The organism is Pseudomonas sp. GCEP-101 (assembly GCF_025133575.1).
GTDB lineage: Bacteria > Pseudomonadota > Gammaproteobacteria > Pseudomonadales > Pseudomonadaceae > Pseudomonas > Pseudomonas nitroreducens_B.
The window spans coordinates 1,988,096-2,006,685 of record NZ_CP104011.1 but is presented as its reverse complement, the minus strand read 5'-3'; the positions used below and the strand labels follow the sequence as shown (position 1 = coordinate 2,006,685).

At 66.9% G+C, this 18,590-nt stretch carries 18 protein-coding genes; 15 read left to right on the top strand and 3 right to left on the bottom strand.

Features of this window, described 5'->3' with window-relative positions; all coding sequences use genetic code 11:
* Positions 1-6 precede the first annotated feature (6 nt).
* The 14 genes from N0B71_RS09050 to N0B71_RS08985 all read left to right on the top strand — a co-directional run bounded on the left by N0B71_RS09050 (position 7) and on the right by N0B71_RS08985 (position 13,748).
* On the top strand, positions 7-1,878 hold the full coding sequence (locus N0B71_RS09050) for a chemotaxis protein CheA (RefSeq protein ID WP_259758433.1): 1,872 nt from the start codon (positions 7-9) through the stop codon (positions 1,876-1,878).
* Complete coding sequence (locus N0B71_RS09045; protein ID WP_259758432.1) at positions 1,865-2,350, top strand: chemotaxis protein CheW; 486 nt, start codon at positions 1,865-1,867, stop codon at positions 2,348-2,350. Before N0B71_RS09050 ends, N0B71_RS09045 begins: the two co-directional genes overlap by 14 nt.
* Before the next feature lie 21 nt (positions 2,351-2,371).
* On the top strand, positions 2,372-4,396 hold the full coding sequence (locus tag N0B71_RS09040) for a methyl-accepting chemotaxis protein (RefSeq protein WP_259758431.1): 2,025 nt from the start codon (positions 2,372-2,374) through the stop codon (positions 4,394-4,396).
* 319 nt (positions 4,397-4,715) lie between these two features.
* Complete coding sequence (locus N0B71_RS09035) at positions 4,716-5,558, top strand: CheR family methyltransferase (protein WP_259758430.1); 843 nt, start codon at positions 4,716-4,718, stop codon at positions 5,556-5,558.
* Positions 5,558-6,151: a chemoreceptor glutamine deamidase CheD gene (cheD, locus tag N0B71_RS09030; RefSeq protein ID WP_259758429.1), complete on the top strand. Its 594-nt coding sequence runs from the start codon at positions 5,558-5,560 to the stop codon at positions 6,149-6,151. The genes N0B71_RS09035 and cheD overlap by 1 nt, the downstream gene beginning before the upstream one ends.
* A gap of 15 nt (positions 6,152-6,166) precedes the next feature.
* On the top strand, positions 6,167-7,222 hold the full coding sequence (locus N0B71_RS09025) for a protein-glutamate methylesterase/protein-glutamine glutaminase (RefSeq protein ID WP_259758428.1): 1,056 nt from the start codon (positions 6,167-6,169) through the stop codon (positions 7,220-7,222).
* Between the two features lie 191 nt (positions 7,223-7,413).
* Entirely contained in the window at positions 7,414-9,402 is a 1,989-nt protein-coding gene (gene siaA / locus N0B71_RS09020; protein WP_259758427.1) for a biofilm regulation protein phosphatase SiaA, read from the top strand.
* A 10-nt stretch (positions 9,403-9,412) separates the two neighbouring features.
* Complete coding sequence (gene siaB / locus N0B71_RS09015; RefSeq protein ID WP_259758425.1) at positions 9,413-9,955, top strand: biofilm regulation protein kinase SiaB; 543 nt, start codon at positions 9,413-9,415, stop codon at positions 9,953-9,955.
* A gap of 25 nt (positions 9,956-9,980) precedes the next feature.
* A complete protein-coding gene (siaC, locus tag N0B71_RS09010; protein ID WP_259758424.1) occupies positions 9,981-10,361 on the top strand; it encodes a biofilm regulation phosphoprotein SiaC in 381 nt (126 codons plus the stop codon).
* 5 nt (positions 10,362-10,366) lie between these two features.
* Positions 10,367-11,155, top strand: coding sequence for a biofilm regulation diguanylate cyclase SiaD (gene siaD / locus N0B71_RS09005; RefSeq protein ID WP_259758423.1), 789 nt, complete (start codon positions 10,367-10,369; stop codon positions 11,153-11,155).
* Between the two features lie 61 nt (positions 11,156-11,216).
* The gene (locus N0B71_RS09000; protein ID WP_259758422.1) at positions 11,217-12,023 is read left to right on the top strand and encodes an NYN domain-containing protein; all 807 of its coding nucleotides are present in this window, start codon (positions 11,217-11,219) and stop codon (positions 12,021-12,023) included.
* A 74-nt stretch (positions 12,024-12,097) separates the two neighbouring features.
* A complete protein-coding gene (locus N0B71_RS08995) occupies positions 12,098-12,412 on the top strand; it encodes a DUF2845 domain-containing protein (RefSeq protein ID WP_259758421.1) in 315 nt (104 codons plus the stop codon).
* A 105-nt stretch (positions 12,413-12,517) separates the two neighbouring features.
* On the top strand, positions 12,518-12,943 hold the full coding sequence (locus tag N0B71_RS08990; protein ID WP_253441933.1) for a GNAT family N-acetyltransferase: 426 nt from the start codon (positions 12,518-12,520) through the stop codon (positions 12,941-12,943).
* Positions 12,944-13,220: 277 nt separating this feature from the next.
* Positions 13,221-13,748 (top strand): REP-associated tyrosine transposase, encoded by a 528-nt coding sequence (locus N0B71_RS08985; RefSeq protein ID WP_259758419.1) that lies wholly within the window; start codon positions 13,221-13,223, stop codon positions 13,746-13,748.
* A 127-nt stretch (positions 13,749-13,875) separates the two neighbouring features.
* On the opposite strand, the gene N0B71_RS08980 is transcribed toward N0B71_RS08985, so the two are convergent.
* The 3 genes from N0B71_RS08980 to N0B71_RS08970 all read right to left on the bottom strand — a co-directional run bounded on the left by N0B71_RS08980 (position 13,876) and on the right by N0B71_RS08970 (position 17,201).
* A complete protein-coding gene (locus N0B71_RS08980; protein ID WP_259758418.1) occupies positions 13,876-15,372 on the bottom strand; it encodes a CoA-acylating methylmalonate-semialdehyde dehydrogenase in 1,497 nt (498 codons plus the stop codon).
* 173 nt (positions 15,373-15,545) lie between these two features.
* Positions 15,546-15,854 (bottom strand): cupin domain-containing protein, encoded by a 309-nt coding sequence (locus tag N0B71_RS08975; RefSeq protein ID WP_259758416.1) that lies wholly within the window; start codon positions 15,852-15,854, stop codon positions 15,546-15,548.
* On the bottom strand, positions 15,855-17,201 hold the full coding sequence (locus tag N0B71_RS08970) for an aspartate aminotransferase family protein (RefSeq protein WP_259758415.1): 1,347 nt from the start codon (positions 17,199-17,201) through the stop codon (positions 15,855-15,857). It abuts the gene before it with no gap.
* 137 nt (positions 17,202-17,338) lie between these two features.
* On the opposite strand from N0B71_RS08970, the gene N0B71_RS08965 reads away from it, so the two are divergent.
* On the top strand, positions 17,339-18,259 hold the full coding sequence (locus N0B71_RS08965; protein WP_259758414.1) for a LysR family transcriptional regulator: 921 nt from the start codon (positions 17,339-17,341) through the stop codon (positions 18,257-18,259).
* Positions 18,260-18,590: the final 331 nt, after the last annotated feature.

Here is an 18,590-nt window from a genome sequence, read left to right as displayed (position 1 = left end):
TCGCCGATGGCCACTGGAATGGAACATTTCCTCCAGGTGTTCTTCGAGGAAACCGACGAGCACCTGGCGACCCTCGAACTCCTGCTGATCGGGCTCGACCTCGATCAGCCGGACGCCGAGACGCTCAACGGGATTTTCCGCGCGGCCCACTCGATCAAGGGCTCCAGCGGCATGTTCGGCTTCGACGACCTGACCGCCGTGACCCACGAGCTGGAAACCCTGCTCGACCGCATCCGCTGCGGGCAGACGGCCTTGCACGCGGACATGATCGGCGTGTTCCTCGAAGCCCGCGACGTCCTGCAGCGCCTGCTCGACGCGCACCGCAGCCAGGTGCCCGACCCGGACGCACCGGTGGCCGCCACCGTCGAACGCCTGCGCGCCTGGCTGGCAGCGCCTGTCGCAGCGGCCAGCGATGCCGGCTTCGGCCTGTTCGATGAGGCCCCGGCGGCCCGTGACGGCAACGCCGCTGACGACAGCGCCAGCGATGACGACGCCTTCGGCTTCTTCGACGATGCCCCCGGCACGCCGGACGCCAGCGCCAGCATTAGCGCCAACCACGACGACGATTTCGGCTTCTTCGACGACGCTCCCGGCGCGCCCGCCGGCGCGGCCCCGGTAGCCGTCGCGCCAGCGCCCGCGGCGGCGCCAGGCCCGGCGAAACCGGCCGCCACGCCGCGCGCCGACAGCGAGTCCAGCTCCATCCGCGTCAGCGTCGAGAAGATCGACAGCCTGATCAACCTGGTGGGCGAGCTGGTGATCACCCAGGCCATGCTCAGCCAGCTCAGCGAAGACCTGGACCCTACCCACTTCGAACGCCTGCAGCAGGCCCTGGCGCAACTGGAACACAACACCCGCGACCTGCAGGAATCGGTGATGTCGATCCGCATGTTGCCGATCAGCTTCATCTTCAGCCGCTTCCCGCGCCTGGTGCACGACACCTCCGCGCGACTGGGCAAGCAGGTCGAGCTGATCCTCCAGGGCGAGCACACCGAACTGGACAAGAGCGTTATCGAGAAGCTCAGCGACCCGCTCACCCACATCGTCCGCAACAGCATCGACCACGGCATCGAAACGCCCGCCGAACGCCTGGCCGCCGGCAAGCCGGCCCAGGGCTCGGTCAAGCTCGCCGCCAGCCACCAGGGCGGCAGCGTGGTGGTGGAAATCTCCGATGACGGCCGCGGCCTGTCCCGCGAGCGCATCCTCGCCAAGGCCCGCGAGAAGGGCCTGGCCGTGCACGACGGGATGAGCGATGCCGAGGTCTGGCAACTGATCTTCATGCCCGGCTTCTCCACCGCCGAGGCGGTCACCGAACTGTCCGGCCGTGGCGTGGGCATGGACGTGGTGCGGCGCAACATCCAGGCCATGGGCGGGCGCATCGACATCGATTCGGCGCCGGGCATGGGCACCCGCATGAGCATCCGCCTGCCGCTGACCCTGGCCATCCTCGACGGCCTGATCGTCGCCGTGGAACAGGTCAACTACGTGGTGCCGCTGACCTACATCGTCGAGTCGCTGCAGGCCCGCGCCGACGACGTGCGCGGCCTCGCCGGCGAGGAGTCGACGGTGATCCGCGTGCGCGGCGAGTACCTGCCGCTGTTCTCCCTGAACCAGCTGCTGCACATCGGCGCCGCGCCGCAGCCGCCGGAGCAGGGGATCGTGGTGATCCTCGAATCCGAGGGCAGGAGTTTCGCCCTGCAGGTGGACGAACTGGTCGGCCAGCAGCAGGTGGTGATCAAGAGCCTGGAACAGAACTTCCGCCGGATCGACGGGATCGCCGGCGCCACCATCATGGGCGATGGCAGCGTCGCCCTGATCCTCGATGTCGATGCCCTGCCACGCCTGGCAGCACAAGGAGAACCCACCCATGAGCGCAGCTGAAGCCACCGCGGTGACGAGCCCGGTGCAGGAATACCTGACCTTCACCCTGGGCCGCGAGGAATACGCCATCGACATCCTGCGCGTGCAGGAGATCCGTGGCTACGATCAGGTCACGGCGATCGCCAACGCGCCCGCCTTCATCAAGGGCGTGATCAACCTGCGCGGCGCGATCGTGCCCATCGTCGACCTGCGCATCAAGTTCAACCTGGCCGACATCAGCTACGACCAGTTCACCGTGGTGATCATCCTCAACGTCGGCCGGCGCATCGTCGGCGCCGTGGTGGATTCGGTCTCCGACGTGATCGCCCTGGCCGGCGAGGAGATCAAGCCACGCCCCGAATTCGCCGCCAGCTTCGACACCGAGTACCTGTTGGGCCTGGCCACCCTGGGCGAGCGCATGCTCATCCTGGTGGACATCGAAAAACTCATGACCAGCCGTGAAATGGCGCTGGTCGACGAAACCGCCGCCTGATCGCGACCGAGGAAAAACAACATGGGTCTGTTCAATGCACACGCCGTGGCGCAGCAACGCGCCGACCGCATCACCGCCATCCTCCACAGCCTGGTGGACGGCAATCTCGACGTCGCCATCGGCGAAGCCCCGGCCGCCGGCTACGAGCGCCTCTACGACGGCCTGCGCGGCGTGCAGCGCAGCCTGCGCGAGCAGCGCGCCGAGCAGGCCCAGGTGGAAGCCCTGGAAGCCGGCCTCGCGGAGATGACCCGCCAGCACGAACTGGGCTGGATCGACGAGGTGATCGCGGTGGACAAGTTCGCCGGCCGCCCGGCGCGCATCGCCAAGGGCATCAACGACCTGGTCGCGGCACACATCGCGGTGAAGATGAAAGTCGTCGCCACCGTCACCGCCTACGGCAAGGGCGACTATTCGGTGGAGATGGACCGCCTGCCGGGCAAGAAAGCCATCATCACCGAGGCCATCGACGGCGTGCGCAACAGCCTCAAGGCCAACGCCGATGCCGCCGAGTACAACGCGCGGATCAAGAGCGCGCTGGACAACGTCTCGGCCAACGTGATGATCGCCAACAACGACCTGGAGATCATCTACATGAACCGCACGGTCAGCGAGATGCTGGCCAACGCCGAGTCGGACATCCGCAAGCAGCTGCCGAACTTCAACGCCAGCCGCCTGATGGGCGCCAACATCGACATGTTCCACAAGAACCCGGCGCACCAGCGCGGCATGCTCGCGCACCTCACCGCGCGGCATAAGGCCGAGCTGAGCCTGGGCGGCCGCCGCTTCGCCCTGGACGTGGTGCCGGTGTTCAATGATGCCGGCGAGCGCCTGGGCTCGGCCGTGCAGTGGACCGACCGCACCGAGGAATTCCGCGCCGAACAGGAAGTCTCGCAACTGGTGGACGCCGCCGTCGCCGGCGACTTCAGCAAGCGCATCGAGGCGTCGAACAAGGAAGGCTTCTTCCTGAAGATCGCCACCGGCCTGAACAACCTGGTGGACACCGCCGACAAGGGCCTGCGCGACGTCACCCGCGTGCTCGGCGCCCTGGCCCAGGGCGACCTGACCCAGCGCATCGACGCCGACTACCAGGGCACCTTCGGCGAACTCAAGGACTACGCCAACGAGACCGCGCAAAGCCTGTCGCGCATGCTCGGGCAGATCCGCGAGGCGGCCGACACCATCCACACCGCCGCCAGCGAGATCGCCAGCGGCAACGCCGAGCTGTCCACCCGCACCGAGCAGCAGGCCTCCAGCCTGGAGGAAACCGCGTCGAGCATGGAGGAGCTGACCAGCACCGTGAAGCTCAACGCCGAGAACGCGCGCCAGGCCAATTCGCTGGCGGTGAACGCCTCGGAAGTCGCCACCGAGGGCGGCAGCGTGGTGCAGAAGGTGGTGGGCACCATGTCGGCGATCAACGACTCGGCGCGCAAGATCGCCGACATCATCGGGGTGATCGACGGCATCGCCTTCCAGACCAACATCCTCGCGCTCAACGCCGCGGTGGAAGCGGCGCGCGCCGGCGAGCAGGGCCGCGGCTTCGCCGTGGTGGCCGGGGAGGTGCGCACCCTGGCGCAGCGCTCCGCCGCCGCCGCCAAGGAGATCAAGACGCTGATCAACGACTCGGTGGACAAGGTCGAGAGCGGCAACACCCTGGTGGCCCAGGCCGGCCAGACCATGAGCGACATCGTGGTGGCGATCAAGCGCGTCACCGACATCATGGCCGAGATCGCCGCCGCCAGCGCCGAGCAGAGCAGCGGCATCGAGGAAGTGAACGGCGCCGTGTCGCAGATGGACGAGATGACCCAGCAGAACGCCGCGCTGGTGGAAGAAGCCGCCGCCTCGGCCGAGGCCCTGCAGGAGCAGGCCGGCATGCTCAACCAGCAGGTGGCGGTGTTCAAGCTCGAATCCGTCGCGGCCACCGTGGTGCCGCTGGCCTCCGCCCGCCCGGCCCGCGCCGAACCGGCCGCACACACCTCCCGCGCCGCCCGCGGCGTGGCCAAGGCGGTGCGCGCCAAGGGCAAGGAGGAAGACTGGGAAGAGTTCTGATCGGGCGGGGCTGAGGGATGGCGGCAGCCGGAGCAATGGGAGGGCCGGTTGCCGCGCGCGGACCAGGGAGGGTCAGGGATGGACTGGGTGCCATGCAGAGCCCCTCTCCCTAACCCTCTCCCTGAAGGGAGAGGGGACCGTATGCCATCAAGCGGAACACCGTAACTCCCGGCAACGCCGAACGACTCCCTCTCCCTTCAGGGAGAGGGCTGGGGAGAGGGCAAAAACCCGCGCCGAAGTTTCCGAATCACCGAATGAAGCAGGACGCATAACGCCAAAGGCGTTATCCGCCCTACGCAACCACCACCGAGACCACCCGATGTCGATCAACCTGCCCGCCCCCGAGCACGAGTTCCACTACACCCGCCGGGACTTCCAGCAGGTGCGTGAGCGCCTTTACCGGCACGCCGGCATCAGCCTCTCGGAGAACAAGCAGCAGCTGGTCTACAGCCGCCTCTCGCGGCGCCTGCGCAGCCTGCGGCTGGGCAGCTTCGCCGAGTACTTCGCCTACCTGGAGAACCACGAGGAAGAATGGCAGCAGTTCGTCAACGCGCTGACCACCAACCTCACCGCGTTCTTCCGCGAGAAGCACCATTTCGACCACCTCGGCCGCTTCGCCGCCGAGCAGCTGCGCGACCACCAGCCGCTGCGCTTCTGGTCCACCGCCTCGAGCACCGGCGAGGAGCCCTACTCCATGGCCATGACCCTGGTGGACGCCCTGGGCAGCTTCACTCCGCCGGTGGAGCTGATCGCCTCGGACATCGACACCGGCGTGCTCGGCCAGGCGCGCCAGGGCATCTATCCGCTGGAACGCATCGAGGCGCTGACGCCTGGACAGAAGAAGCGCTTCTTCCTCCGCGGCACCGGCGGCAACGCCGGCAAGGCCCGGGTAGTGCACGAGCTGCGGCAGATGGTCGACTACCGGCAGATCAACCTGCTCGACCGCGACTGGGGCATCCCCGGCGGCCTGGACGCGATCTTCTGCCGCAACGTGATGATCTATTTCGACAAGCCGACCCAGACCCGCCTGCTCGAACGCATGGTGCGCCTGCTGCGGCCCGGCGGGCTGTTCTTCGCCGGGCACTCGGAGAACTTCGTCCACGCCACCCACCTGGTGCGTTCGGTGGGCCGCACCACCTACCAGGCGGTGGGGAGCCAGTGATGGGCGCCGCCCTGGACCAACTCAATCGCTACTACGACCCGCGCTTCGGCATCGAGGCGGTGAAGCTGCTGCCCGGCGAGTGCTACGTCACCGCCGAGCCGCTGATGCTGGTCACCGTGCTCGGCTCGTGCGTCTCGGTGTGCCTGCGCGACCGCAGCAGTGGCCTGGGCGGCATGAACCACTTCATGCTGCCCGGCGACACCGGCGTACAGGGCCTGCTGTCGAATTCCGGGCGCTACGGCGTGCACGCCATGGACCTGCTGATCAACGGCCTGATGCGCCGCGGCGGCCAGCGCCGGCACTTCGAGGCCAAGGTATTCGGCGGCGGCTCGGTGCTGAAGAACCTCAGCGCCGACGTCGGCCAGCGCAACGTCGAGTTCGTGCTGGACTACCTGGCGAGCGAAGGCATCCCGCTGGCCGCCCAGGACCTGCTCGATGTGTACCCGCGCAAGGTCTACTTCTTCCCCGGCAGCGGCCGGGTGCTGGTGCGCAAGCTGCGCACCCTGGCCAACGACACGGTGCTGCAGCGCGAGCGGCAGTACTGCCAGCAACTGTCGCGCCGGGAGCGCGGCGGGAGCATCGACCTGTTCTGAACGGAGGGAAGCCCGATGGCCGTCAAGGTCCTGATCGTCGACGACTCGGCGCTGATACGCAGCCTGCTCAAGGACATCATCCACAACGACCCGGAGCTGCAGCTGGTGGGCGCCGCGCCCGACGCCTTCGTCGCCCGCGACCTGATCAAGCAGCACGCGCCGGACGTGATCACCCTCGACGTGGAAATGCCGCGCATGGACGGCCTGACCTTCCTCGACAAGCTGATGAAGGGCCGGCCCACCCCGGTGCTGATGATCTCCTCGCTCACCGAGAAGGGCTCCGAAGCTACCCTGCGCGCGCTGGAGCTGGGCGCCATCGACTTCATCGCCAAACCGCGCCTGGGGATCGCCGAGGGCATGCAGGCCTATGCCGAGGAAATCTGCGCCAAGCTCAAGACCGCCGCCCGCGCCCGCCTGCCCCGCGCCCGCGCCACCGCGGCGGCCAGCGCAGAGGCAGCCAGCAGCGCGCCGCTGCTGAGCACGGAGAAGATCTTCGCCATCGGCGCCTCCACCGGCGGCACCGAGGCCATCAAGGAAGTCCTGCTGGGCCTGCCGCCGGATTGCCCCGGCACCGTGGTCACCCTGCACATGCCGCCGGGCTTCACTAAATCCTACGCCGACCGGCTCGACCGCCAGACGCGCCTGTCCGTGCGCGAGGCCCGCGATGGTGACCGCATCCTCCCCGGCCATGTGCTCATCGCCCCCGGCGACTACCACCTGGAAGTGCAGCGCAGCGGCGCCAACTACGTGGTGCGCCTGCACCGCGAGGCAGCGGTGAACGGCCACCGGCCGGCGGTGGACGTGATGTTCCACTCCCTCGCCCGCTGCGCCGGGCGCAACCTCATTGCCGCGCTGCTCACCGGCATGGGCAAGGACGGCGCCCGCGGCCTCCAGGCAATCCGTCAGGCCGGTGGCCACACCGTTGCCCAGGACGAGGCCACCTGCGTGGTCTACGGCATGCCGCGCGAGGCGGTGGAGTTGGGCGCGGCCAAGGAGGTGCTGCCACTGGAGCGTATCGCCGCCGCACTCCTGCAACAGGCGCGGCAGAGCGGCAGCGGCAACCGCGTCTAGCCCGGCGGGAATCCCCGCCAACCGCTGCGCGCCTTCTCCCACGGCGCCTGGCGGCCCGACCAATTGAATGGCGCCAATATTATGGCGTTTCAATGTCAATTTGGTTTGATTGTGCCCGTACACAAACTGCACAATTGAGCTTTCGCCAAAAGACCGGCACACGGCGGGCGGCACGGGGAATCGAGATAGCCATGGCGGCAAGATGGGGGTTGCGCGGCAAATCGGTGGTGGCATTGCTCATCGCCTGTCTCCTGGCGCTGGTACCGGCGGTCATGCTGGGCTGGAAGGCCATGGAAGACATCCGCACGCATTTCGGTCTCGCCTTTGCGAGAAACTTCACCCTGCTCAACCAGCAGAAGATCATCGCGCCGGTGATCCGCGAGCTGGCGCTGTCGCGGCGCCTGGCCGAGTCCGTGGTGACCCAGGACTGGCTGCTGGCGGAGAACGACCCCGCCCGCCGCGCGCTGTTCTTCCGCGAGGCCGAAGGCTTCCGCGCCGACCAGCACAACTACTCCTACTTCGTGGTGGTGGATTCTTCCCGCCACTACTACTTCAACGACTCCAGCTCGCCGCTGTCCAACTCCCCGCGCTACACCTTGAGCGACACCGACCCGCAGGACCGCTGGTACTTCGACACCCTGGCGCGCGACGAGCCCTACAACATCAACGTCAACTACGACGCCAAGCTGAAGGTCACCAAGGTCTGGTTCAACATGGTGGTGCGCGCCGGCAACGAGAAAGTCGGCCTGGCCGGCGGCGGCCTGGACCTCACCGAGTTCCTCGACCAGTTCATCTCGCGCCGCGAGGCCGGGGTGACGCCGATGATCGTCGACCCCGAGGGCGCCATCCAGGCCCACCCGGACACCCGTCTGATCGCCTTCTCCTCCGGCTCCAGCGGCCAGGCCCAGCACCACGTCTACGATCTCCTGGCCAACGAGCAGGAGCGCACCGCACTGCGCCAGACCCTGCGCCAGGCCGAGGCCAACCCCGGCGAAGTGGAAACCCTCTGGGGCACCCTCGACGGCAAGGAACAGCTGATCGCCACCGCCTACATCCCGCAGCTGCGCTGGCACGTGCTCAGCGCCATCGACCTGCACGCCGCGCAGGTGCTCGACAACCGCTGGATCTGGCCGCTGGTGGGCACCCTCGCCGGGCTGCTGGCAATCCTTTTGCTTGGATTCGCCTACACCGTCGACCTGCTGGTGCTGCGCCCGCTGCGCGGCCTCAAGCAATCGGCCAAGGCAATCGCCGCCGGGCAGTACGACAGCCCGCTGCCGCGCACCCGCCCGGACGAGATCGGCGAGCTGTCCAGCGCCTTCGCCAGCATGGCCGACCAGGTCCGCCGGCACACCGAGGAGCTGGAGGACAAGGTCCAGCAGCGCACCCAGGCGCTGGAGGCGGCCAACCGCGAGATGGCCGCCGCGCAGAAGAAGATCGGCGACTCCATCGACTACGCCAGCTTGATCCAGCGCGCCATCCTGCCCGACCGCCAGCTGCAGGCGTCACTGGGAGAGCGCCATTTCGTCCTGTGGAAACCGCGCGACGTGGTCGGCGGCGACTTCTACATCTACCGCGAGGGCCCGGCGGACAGCCTGATCGGCGTGGTCGACTGCGCCGGCCACGGCGTGCCGGGCGCACTGATGACCATGCTCGCCCTCGCCGCCATCGACCACGCCATCGACAGCGTGAAGAGCCACGACCCGGCCGCCATCCTGCGCGAGACCGACCAGGTGATGCGCGGCATGCTCGGCCAGCAGGAGTTCACCCGGTCGCTGGCCACCAACATGGACGCGGGCCTGGTGCGCGTCGACCACCAGCGCAAACAGCTGCATTTTTCCGGGGCGAAGATTTCCCTGTTCGCCAGCGACGGCACCGACGTGCGCGAATACAAGGGCGCGCGCCGCGCCATCGGCGACAAGCGCCAGGGCGACTATCAGGACGTGGAAATCCCGATGCAGGCCGGCTGGACCTATTACCTGTGCACCGACGGCTTCCTCGACCAGGCCGGCGGCGAGCACGGCTTCGGCTTCGGCAACAGCCGCTTCGCCGACCTGCTGCGCAACCACGCACGCCGGCCGCTGGCCGAGCAGGCCGAGGTGTTCGCCGCGACCCTTGCGCAGTACCAGGGCGGGCAGCCGCAGCGCGACGACATCACCATTCTCTCTTTCCGCTTCGACTAGGGGTTAATCCATGGAATCGCTAGATCTGCTGGCCATGCGCGAGAGCTTCACCCGGCAACGCATATTGCTCTGCTTCAACGGCCCCATCTCGCGCAGCCTGATCGAGGAGATCGGCCACGCGCTGCGCAACTACATGCAGGCCGAGCAGGCGCACCCGAGCGAGGCGATGGACGTGTTCGCGGTGTACATCGAGATGACCCAGAACATCCGCCACTACGCCACCCTGCGCGGCTACAACGAGCAGGAGGCCTCTGCCACCGTGGCGATCGCGCGCAACGACGAAGGCCACTACGTGGTGTCCGCCGGCAACCTGGTGGAGCTGGCCGATGGCCAGGGCCTGGTGCGCAGCATCGACGCCATCGCCGGGCTCGACAAGGCCCAGCTCAAGGCCGCCTACAAGGAGCAGCTGCGCCGCCCGCGCGACGCCGAAGCCTCCAGTGGCGCGGGCCTGGGCCTGCTGGACATCGCGCGCAAATCCAGCGCGCCGCTCAAGACCTCCCTCACCGAGCAACCCGACGGCCGCGCCTTCTTCAGCGTGCGCGCCGTGATCTGAACTGCGAAATTCAGGAAGACCCGACATGAGCGATCTCACCGTCACCGGAACCCAATCCACCCCACAGATCCATGGCGACTGGCAGGCCGGCATCCTCGCGATGCAGGGCGACTCCTACCCGGAGAACTCCTATGAACTGTTCGGCCAGGTCATCGAGTGGGTCGAGCGCTTCCTCAGCGAGGAACAGCGCCCGCTGGAACTCGACCTGCGCCTGCTGTACCTCAACACCAGCTCGATCAAGGCCATGATGGACATCTTCGATCTGCTCGAGGAAGCCCACGTCCAGGGCCGCACCACCCGCGTCGCCTGGCACTACGACCGGCGCAACGAGCGCGTCGCCGAACTGGCCGAAGAGTTCCGCGAGGACTGTACCTTCCCGTTCGTCATCCAAGCCTACGACGAGTAACCGCCATGACGAGCGAGCGCGAGCTGGACCTGCTGATCGACGAACTGCTGGCCGACCCACGGTACGAGGGGCACCCGCTGCGCGAGGCGCTGTACCTGAAACACCAGCAATCCCTCGACCAGCTCGCGCGCCTGGAGCGTATCGCGCGGATCTCCGACGGCTTCCAGTCCATGGCCCGGCAGCAGACCAGCACCCTCTCCGAGCGCTACCACAAGCAGTTGCGCCAGCTGGAAAAGGTCGCGCGCATCTCCGACCGCTACCAGGACATGATGCGCGACCTCAACATCGCGCTGAAGGAAGCTTCGACCCACGACACTCTCACCGGCATCGCCAACCGCCGCCTGCTGATGGAGCGCCTGCGCGAGGAAAGCGAACGCGCCCAGCGTCACGGCGAGCCCTACGTGCTGGCAATGCTCGACGTCGACCGCTTCAAGCAGGTCAACGACACCTGGGGCCACGAAGTCGGCGACCGCGTGCTGGTGGAGATCGGCCGCGCCATGGAAGCCGCCCTGCGCCAGTACGACCTCTGCGGCCGCTGGGGTGGCGAGGAATTCCTGCTGATCCTTCCCGACACCCGCCTGGCCGATGCCGCCGCCATCATCGAGCGCGTGCGCAACGACATCCGCTGCCTGGCCGTGCGCGTGGGCACCGAGGCCCTGTCGGTCACCGCCAGCTTCGGCGTCGCCGAGCATCACCCGGGCGAAAGCTACTCCCAGACCCTCAGCCGCGCCGACGCCGCCCTGCTCAACGCCAAGCGCAGCGGGCGGGACAAGTGCGAGTTCGCCCAGGCTTGAGCGATTGGCATCCCGGGGCGAACCGGTTTAAGGTCCATGGACCACAGGCAAAGGATGCAGCATGGCTAACAAGACCCCAGTCCCCCGCCAGCAGACACACCTCGCCGTCCTGATCGACGCCGACAACGCGCCCGCCGCCATCGTCGAGGGGTTGTTCGAGGAAATCGCCAAATACGGCGTCGCCAGCGTCAAACGCATCTACGGTGACTGGACCAAGCCCAACCTGGGCAAGTGGAAACAGGTCCTGCTCGACCACTCCATCCAGCCCATGCAGCAGTTCGCCTACACCAGCGGCAAGAACGCCACCGACAGCGCGCTGATCATCGACGCCATGGACCTGCTCTACACCCGGCGCTTCGATGGTTTCTGCCTGGTCTCCAGCGACAGTGACTTCACCCGGCTGGCCGCGCGGCTGCGCGAAGAGGGCCTGACGGTCTACGGTTTCGGCGAGGAGAAGACGCCCAAGCCCTTCGTCTCCGCCTGCGACAAGTTCATCTACACCGAGATCCTGCGCGCCACTGCCGAACCCGCCGCCGATCCCGCGCCGAGCACCGACAAGGCCGCTGCCCCGAGCGCCGCCGAAGCCCCCAGGCCGGCCAGCAAACCCAAGTCGCAGAAAGTCCCGCTGGACTTCATCGCCAAGGTGCTCGACGACATCGATGGCGACGATGATGACTGGGTGCAACTGGGCGCCCTGGGGCAGAACATCAGCAAGCTGCAGCCCGCCTTCGACCCGCGCCTGTACGGCTTCAAGAAGCTCAGCGACCTGATCAAGGGCCACCCCAAACGCTTCGAACTGCAGGCGCGCGGCACCGGCGGCACCGGTGGCAAGGACCTCTACGTGCGCAACGTCGGCCCGGTGCGCTGAGACTGCACCAGCGCAATGAAGCAGCCGATGGCGGGGCGTAAGACTGGGGCAAGAACCCGCAACGGAACCGACTCATGCGCCCCTGGCTGATTGCCCTGCTTCTCACCCTGACCGCCGCCACCGCCCACGCCGGCACCCTGCGCTGCGGCACCAGCCTGATCAACGAAGGCGACCCGATGGACGAGGTGCTCGCCAAGTGCGGGCAGCCGGACAAGCGCGTGGTCACGCCGCCCACCCAGCCCCGCCGCGGGCCGGACGGGAAGTTCATCCCCGGTCGGCCGCAGCTGGAAACCTGGATGTACGGTCCGAACAATGGCGCCTACCGCTACCTGTTCTTCCGAGACACACAGCTGCAACTGATCAACACCACGCGCAAGGAACTGCTCTGAACCCGCCGCACTCATCGCCCCGGAACGCCTGCCGCTACCAAAGGCGCCTACCCATCGTCGCGGCATCTCCCTAGACTGGTCTCCTTCGCCAATCCGGAGGGCACCATGCACAGCCAATTCGATTTCACCCTCGGCATCGACCCGCAAGCGCGCGACGTCGTGGTCAAGGGCCTGCTCGCCTACAACCTGGGCCAGATGGGTCGCAGCAACACCTACGACGACTTCGAGCTCTACGCCCGCAGCGAAGACGGCGAAGTGGTCGGCGGCATGTTCGGCCAGTCCGGCATGGGCTGGCTGTACATCGACTACCTCTGGCTGCAGGACGACCAGCGCGGCAGCGGCCTGGGCAGCCAGCTCATCGCCCTGGCCGAAGACGAAGCCCGCCGCCGCGGCTGCGTCGGGCTGTTCCTCTACACCTACAGCTTCCAGGCCCCCGGCTTCTACGAGAAACAGGGCTTCGAACGCATGGGCGTGCTGGAAGACTGCCCGCCGGGGCATCAGCGGATTTACCTGAAGAAACACTTGGGCTGACGCCGATGCGGCACCTGGAGTCCAACGCTCCCGCCGCGCCCTTCTCACCTGGAATGCCCACCGCCTGACGCTGCTGAACTGGCAGCGCGATCTGTGGATGCGCTGGGGGGGAGTCTCCCGGATGCTCGATTGAGCCTGAGGGCGCGCGACTATGGGTATCGCTGCGCTCCACCCATCCTACGAAGGTTTCAGCCGACTCCCGCAGAGCGACACATGACCTCGGACGTAGGATGGCGTGGAGCGCAGCGATACCCATCGACTACCCAGAGGACGCGCCATGACCTCATACCGCCGAGACAGGACAGATGGCGCCACCTGGTTCTTCACCCTCGCCTTGGCTGATCGCCGTTCCGGCTTGCTGCTGGACAACGTCGATCTGCTCCGCTCAGCTTTCCGCTACACGCAACAACGGCACCGCTGGCACATCGACGCCATCGTCATCCTGCCCGACCACCTGCACGCCATCTGCACCCTGCCGCAAGGCGACGCCGATTACGCGCTGCGCTGGCGGCTGATCAAAACAGCATTTTCACGAGCGCTCCCCAGAACAGAAGTTGTCTCCAGCAGCCGCCAGGCAAAGGGCGAACGCGGCATCTGGCAACGGCGCTACTGGGAACATCGAATCCGGGATGACCTCGATTTCACACGGCACGTGGATTACATCCACTTCAATCCCTGCAAACACGGCCATGTCACCCGCGTGGTCGATTGGCGATGGTCTTCGTTTCATCGCTATGTCCGCGAGGGGCTGCTCAAAGCAAATTGGGGTGAGGCAGGGGTGGAGGCATTCGAAGCGGGGGAATGATGGGTATCGCTACGCTCCACGCCATCCTACGAACACGCTCCCGGTAGCGCGGGAGCATCTGGCAATTTCGTCTGCAACAAAAAAGGCCGGTCATCAGACCGGCCTTTTTCTTACCGCTTATTCACCATCAGCCATTGCTGGGGAAGGCAAACTGCGCCGCTTCGTGCGATTTGCGCTGCGGCCAGCGCTGGGTGATGGCCTTGCGCTTGGTGTAGAAGCGCACGCCGTCCGGACCGTAGGCGTGCAGGTCGCCGAACAGCGAACGCTTCCAGCCGCCGAAGCTGTGGTAGGCCACCGGTACCGGCAGCGGGACGTTGACGCCGACCATGCCGACTTCGATCTCGTCGCAGAACAGGCGGGCCGCTTCACCGTCGCGGGTGAAGATGCAGGTGCCGTTGCCGTATTCGTGGTCGTTGATCAGCTGCATGGCTTCTTCCAGGCTGTTCACGCGCACGATGCACAGCACCGGGCCGAAGATCTCTTCCTGGTAGATGGTCATGTCCGGGGTCACCTTGTCGAACAGGGTGCCGCCGACGAAGAAGCCGTTCTCGTGACCGGCCACCTTGTAGTTGCGGCCGTCGACCAGCAGTTGCGCGCCCTGCTCGACGCCGGCGTCGATGTAGCCGGTAACTTTCTGCTGGGCCGCGCCGGTGACCAGCGGGCCCATGTCCAGGCCGCAGGAGGTGCCGGCGCCGATCTTCAGGGCCTTGATCTGCGGAACGATCTTCTCGACCAGCGCATCGCCGATCTGGTCGCCCACGCAAACGGCCACGGAGATGGCCATGCAGCGCTCGCCGCAGGAGCCGTAGGCCGCACCCATCAAGGCGCTGACGGCGTTGTCCAGGTCGCAGTCGGGCATCAGCACGGCGTGGTTCTTGGCGCCGCCCAGGGCCTGGACGCGCTTGCCGCGCTTGGTGCCTTCGGAATAGATGTACTCGGCGATCGGAGTCGAGCCGACGAAGCTCAGGGCCTTGACTTCCGGGGCCTCGATCAGCGCGTCCACGGCGGTCTTGTCGCCGTGCACCACGTTCAGTACGCCCTTGGGCAGGCCGGCTTCTTCGAAGAGTTCGGCGATCAGCAGGGTGGAGCTGGGGTCACGCTCGGACGGCTTGAGGATGAAGGTGTTGCCGCAGGCAATCGCCAGCGGGTACATCCACAGCGGCACCATGGCCGGGAAGTTGAACGGGGTGATGCCGGCGACTACGCCGATCGGCTGGAAATCGCTCCAGGCGTCGATGTTCGGGCCGACGTTGCGGCTGTATTCGCCCTTGAGGATTTCCGGGGCGGCGGTGGCGTACTCGACGTTCTCGATGCCGCGCTTGAGCTCGCCGGCGGCGTCTTCGAGGGTCTTGCCGTGTTCTTCGCTGATCAGCTGGACGATGCGCTGCTCGTTGGCTTCGAGCAGTTGCTTGAAGCGGAACAGCACCTGGGCGCGCTTGGCCGGCGGGGTGTTGCGCCAGGCGGGGAAGGCGGCCTTGGCGGCGTCGATGGCCTGCTGGACGGTTTCGCGGCTGGCCAGCGGAACCTTGCGCACGGCTTCGCCGGTGGACGGGTTGAAGACGTCGGCGGTGCGGCCGGTGTCGGCGATCATCTCGCCGCCGATCAGGTGCTTGACGATGGTCATGGGTTGTCTCTTCTCGCTTGAGTGGTTCGGGTGAGGGGCTTCGAGAGCCCCTCTCCCTAGCCCTCTCCCTGAAGGGAGAGGGGATTGTTCGGTGTGAGGCGTGGGCGGTGGGGCCCGCCGGCAGCCACTCTAAGGTGACTCGTCCCGGCATGCCTTCTCGCGTGCCCGCGCGCTCAGTGGCTGTGCGGTTGACCGTCCTTGAGCTCGATCTCGATGAACGCCACTTCGTGATCGCACGGGTTGATCACGTTGTGCTCGGTACCGATCTGACGGGTGTAGCTCTGGCCCAGGACCAGCGGCGCGCGCCGCTCGCCCTCGGGGGTTTCCAGCAGCAGCTCGCCGCCGGTCACCGGCACCACGACGTATTCCATGCCGTGGCGGTGCCAGCCGGTCTCGGCGCCGGGGGCGAAGCGCCACTCGGTGACCAGGACCTTGTCGTTGTCGATCTGTACCGTCGGGACGGCCTTCGGACGCTCGCTCACTTACGCGACCCCGTTGAGGGCGTCGCCCACGGCGCTGAACAGGCGGTCCAGGTCTTCGGGCTTGGCGTTGAAGGTCGGGCCGAATTGCAGGGTGTCGCCGCCGAAGCGCACGTAGAAGCCTTCTTTCCACAGCTTCATGCTGGCTTCGAACGGACGCACGATGGCGTCGCCGTCGCGAGCGGCGATCTGGATCGCGCCGGCCAGGCCGCAGTTGCGGATGTCGACGACGTTCTTCGCGCCCTTCAGGCCGTGCAGGGCCTTCTCGAAGTGCGGCGCCAGCTCCAGGGACTGCTGGATGAGGTTTTCCTTCTCCAGCAGCTCCAGCGCGGCGAGACCGGCGGCGCAGGCGACCGGGTGCGCGGAGTAAGTGTAGCCATGGCCGAACTCGACGGCGTATTCCGGCAGGTTCTGGCCCATGAAGGTGTTGTAGATCTCGCTGCTGGCGATCACCGCGCCCATGGGGATGGCGCCGTTGGTGACCTGCTTGGCGACATTCATGATGTCCGGCTTCACGCCGAAGAACTCGGCGCCGGTGGGCTTGCCCATGCGGCCGAAGGCGGTGATCACTTCGTCGAAGATCAGCAGGATGTTGTGCTGATCGCAGATTTCGCGCAGGCGCTGCAGGTAGCCCTTGGGCGGCACCAGCACGCCGGCGGAACCGGACATCGGCTCGACGATGACCGCGGCGATGTTGGACGCGTCATGCAGCTCGATCAGCTTCAGCAGTTCGTTGGCCAGCTCCACGCCGCCGGTCTCGGCCATGCCCTTGGTGAACGCCAGGCCCGGCTGCAGGGTGTGCGGCAGGTGGTCGACGTCCATCAGCTGGCCGAACATCTTGCGGTTGCCGCCAATGCCGCCCAGGGCGGTGCCGGCGACGTTCACGCCGTGGTAGCCACGGGCGCGGCCGATCAGCTTGGTCTTCTGCGCCTGGCCTTTGAGGCGCCAGTAGGCGCGGGCCATCTTGATGGAGGTGTCGGCGCACTCGGAGCCCGAGCCGGTGAAGAACACATGGTCCAGGCCAGCGGGGGTCAGCTGGGTGATTTTTTCAGCCAGCTTGAAGGACAGCGGGTGGCCGTACTGGAAGGCCGGGGAGTAGTCGAGGGTGGTCAGCTGCTTGGCGACCGCGTCGGCGATTTCCTTGCGCGAGTGACCGGCGCCGCAGGTCCACAGGCCCGACAGGCTGTCGTAGATCTTGCGGCCCTTGTCGTCCACCAGCCAGCTGCCTTCGGCGGCGACGATGATGCGCGGGTCCTTGTGGAAGTTGCGGTTGGCGCTGAAGGGCATCCAGTGGGCCTTCAGGTTCAGTTCGCTGGCCACCGACGGGGTGACGTTCACGTGCTGGTTCATGGAGCATGTCCTCGACGACAGTCTTGTTGGGCGCGCAGGCCGCAGTATGCCTGGTGCGATGCTCGTAGATTGGGCCTGACTAAACGTGAGTTAAAGCTTATTCTTCTTACGTTCAGTTTCGGATTGGTAAAACTAAGATGGCGAAACAACGCGCGCCTTCCCTGGGCCAGGTCAGCGACTTCGAGATCCGCCTGCTGCGCATCTTCAAGACCATCGTCGAGTGCGGCAGTTTCTCGGCTGCGGAAAGCACGCTGGGCATCAGCCGCTCGGCCATCAGCCTGCACATGGGCGACCTGGAGAAGCGCCTGGGGATGCGCCTGTGCCAGCGCGGCCGGGCGGGCTTCGCGCTGACCGACGAGGGCCGCGAGGTGTACCGCGCGACCCAATCCCTGCTGGCGGCGCTGGAGGGTTTCCGCGCGGAGGTCAATGAACTGCACCAGCACCTGCGCGGCGAGCTGAACATCGGCATCATCAACAACCTGGTAACCCTGCCGCAGATGCGCATCACCCACGCCTTGCGCGCGCTGAAGGCCAGCGGGCCGGGCGTGCGGATCAACATCGGCATGACCACGCCCAACGAGATCGAGCTGGGTGTGCTCGACGGCCGCCTGCACGTGGGGGTGGTGCCGCTCATCAGTCCGCTGTCGGGGCTGGAGTATTCCGCCCTTTATGAGGAGCGCTCGCTGCTGTTCTGCAGCCGGGAGCACCCGCTGTTCGAGCGCGACGACGCGAGCATCACGGTGGAGGAAATCCACGCCTGCGACGCGGTGGCGCCGAGCTACCGCATCCCCGCCGAGGCGCAGGAGCGGCACCAGGAGCTGTCCGGCAGCGCCACGGCCTCCGATCGCGAGGGCATGGCCTTCCTGATCCTTACCGGCAGCTACATCGGCTACCTGCCCGACCACTATGCCGCCGACTGGGTCGCCCAGGGGCGCCTGCGCGCGCTGCGGCCGGAGCGCTTCCACTACGACATCCCGCTGACCGTGGTGACCCGCAAGGGGCGCCGGCCGAACCTGGTGCTGGAGCGGTTCCTGGAGGCGGTGGCGCAGAGCCGCTGAACGCGATGCCCTTGTCGGAGCGGACTCCGTCCGCGATGGCATCCGGCGCGATGCGGGCCTATCGCGGACAAAGTCCGCTCCTGCGAGATGTATCTGCGCTCGGGTTGGCCCTCACCCTGACCCTCTCCCAGAGGGAGAGGGAACCGTTCGGCGCCGGATGAAACCCTGGCGCCCGTCGGCTCGGACTGCCCCCTCTCCCCGAGGGAGACGACTGCATGGATGCAGGAGGTAGAGCGACGCAGGACGCCAAAGCCGAGGGCTGGGGTGAGTGGATGCATCAGCACGGGCTCGCCCAGAAGAAGACAATTGCTCCTGCGCTCAAATTCATCCC

Coding starts and splice junctions, on each gene's coding strand:
- N0B71_RS09045 (WP_259758432.1), top strand. CDS start 1,865: ATGAGCGCAGCTGAAGCCACCGCGGTGACGAGCCCGGTGCAGGAATAC.
- N0B71_RS08995 (WP_259758421.1), top strand. CDS start 12,098: ATGCGCCCCTGGCTGATTGCCCTGCTTCTCACCCTGACCGCCGCCACC.
- N0B71_RS09050 (WP_259758433.1), top strand. CDS start 7: ATGGCCACTGGAATGGAACATTTCCTCCAGGTGTTCTTCGAGGAAACC.
- N0B71_RS08970 (WP_259758415.1), bottom strand. CDS start 17,201: ATGAACCAGCACGTGAACGTCACCCCGTCGGTGGCCAGCGAACTGAAC.
- N0B71_RS09000 (WP_259758422.1), top strand. CDS start 11,217: ATGGCTAACAAGACCCCAGTCCCCCGCCAGCAGACACACCTCGCCGTC.
- N0B71_RS09025 (WP_259758428.1), top strand. CDS start 6,167: ATGGCCGTCAAGGTCCTGATCGTCGACGACTCGGCGCTGATACGCAGC.
- N0B71_RS08980 (WP_259758418.1), bottom strand. CDS start 15,372: ATGACCATCGTCAAGCACCTGATCGGCGGCGAGATGATCGCCGACACC.
- cheD (WP_259758429.1), top strand. CDS start 5,558: ATGGGCGCCGCCCTGGACCAACTCAATCGCTACTACGACCCGCGCTTC.
- siaC (WP_259758424.1), top strand. CDS start 9,981: ATGAGCGATCTCACCGTCACCGGAACCCAATCCACCCCACAGATCCAT.
- N0B71_RS08965 (WP_259758414.1), top strand. CDS start 17,339: ATGGCGAAACAACGCGCGCCTTCCCTGGGCCAGGTCAGCGACTTCGAG.
- N0B71_RS09040 (WP_259758431.1), top strand. CDS start 2,372: ATGGGTCTGTTCAATGCACACGCCGTGGCGCAGCAACGCGCCGACCGC.
- N0B71_RS09035 (WP_259758430.1), top strand. CDS start 4,716: ATGTCGATCAACCTGCCCGCCCCCGAGCACGAGTTCCACTACACCCGC.
- N0B71_RS08990 (WP_253441933.1), top strand. CDS start 12,518: ATGCACAGCCAATTCGATTTCACCCTCGGCATCGACCCGCAAGCGCGC.
- siaA (WP_259758427.1), top strand. CDS start 7,414: ATGGCGGCAAGATGGGGGTTGCGCGGCAAATCGGTGGTGGCATTGCTC.
- siaB (WP_259758425.1), top strand. CDS start 9,413: ATGGAATCGCTAGATCTGCTGGCCATGCGCGAGAGCTTCACCCGGCAA.
- N0B71_RS08985 (WP_259758419.1), top strand. CDS start 13,221: ATGACCTCATACCGCCGAGACAGGACAGATGGCGCCACCTGGTTCTTC.
- siaD (WP_259758423.1), top strand. CDS start 10,367: ATGACGAGCGAGCGCGAGCTGGACCTGCTGATCGACGAACTGCTGGCC.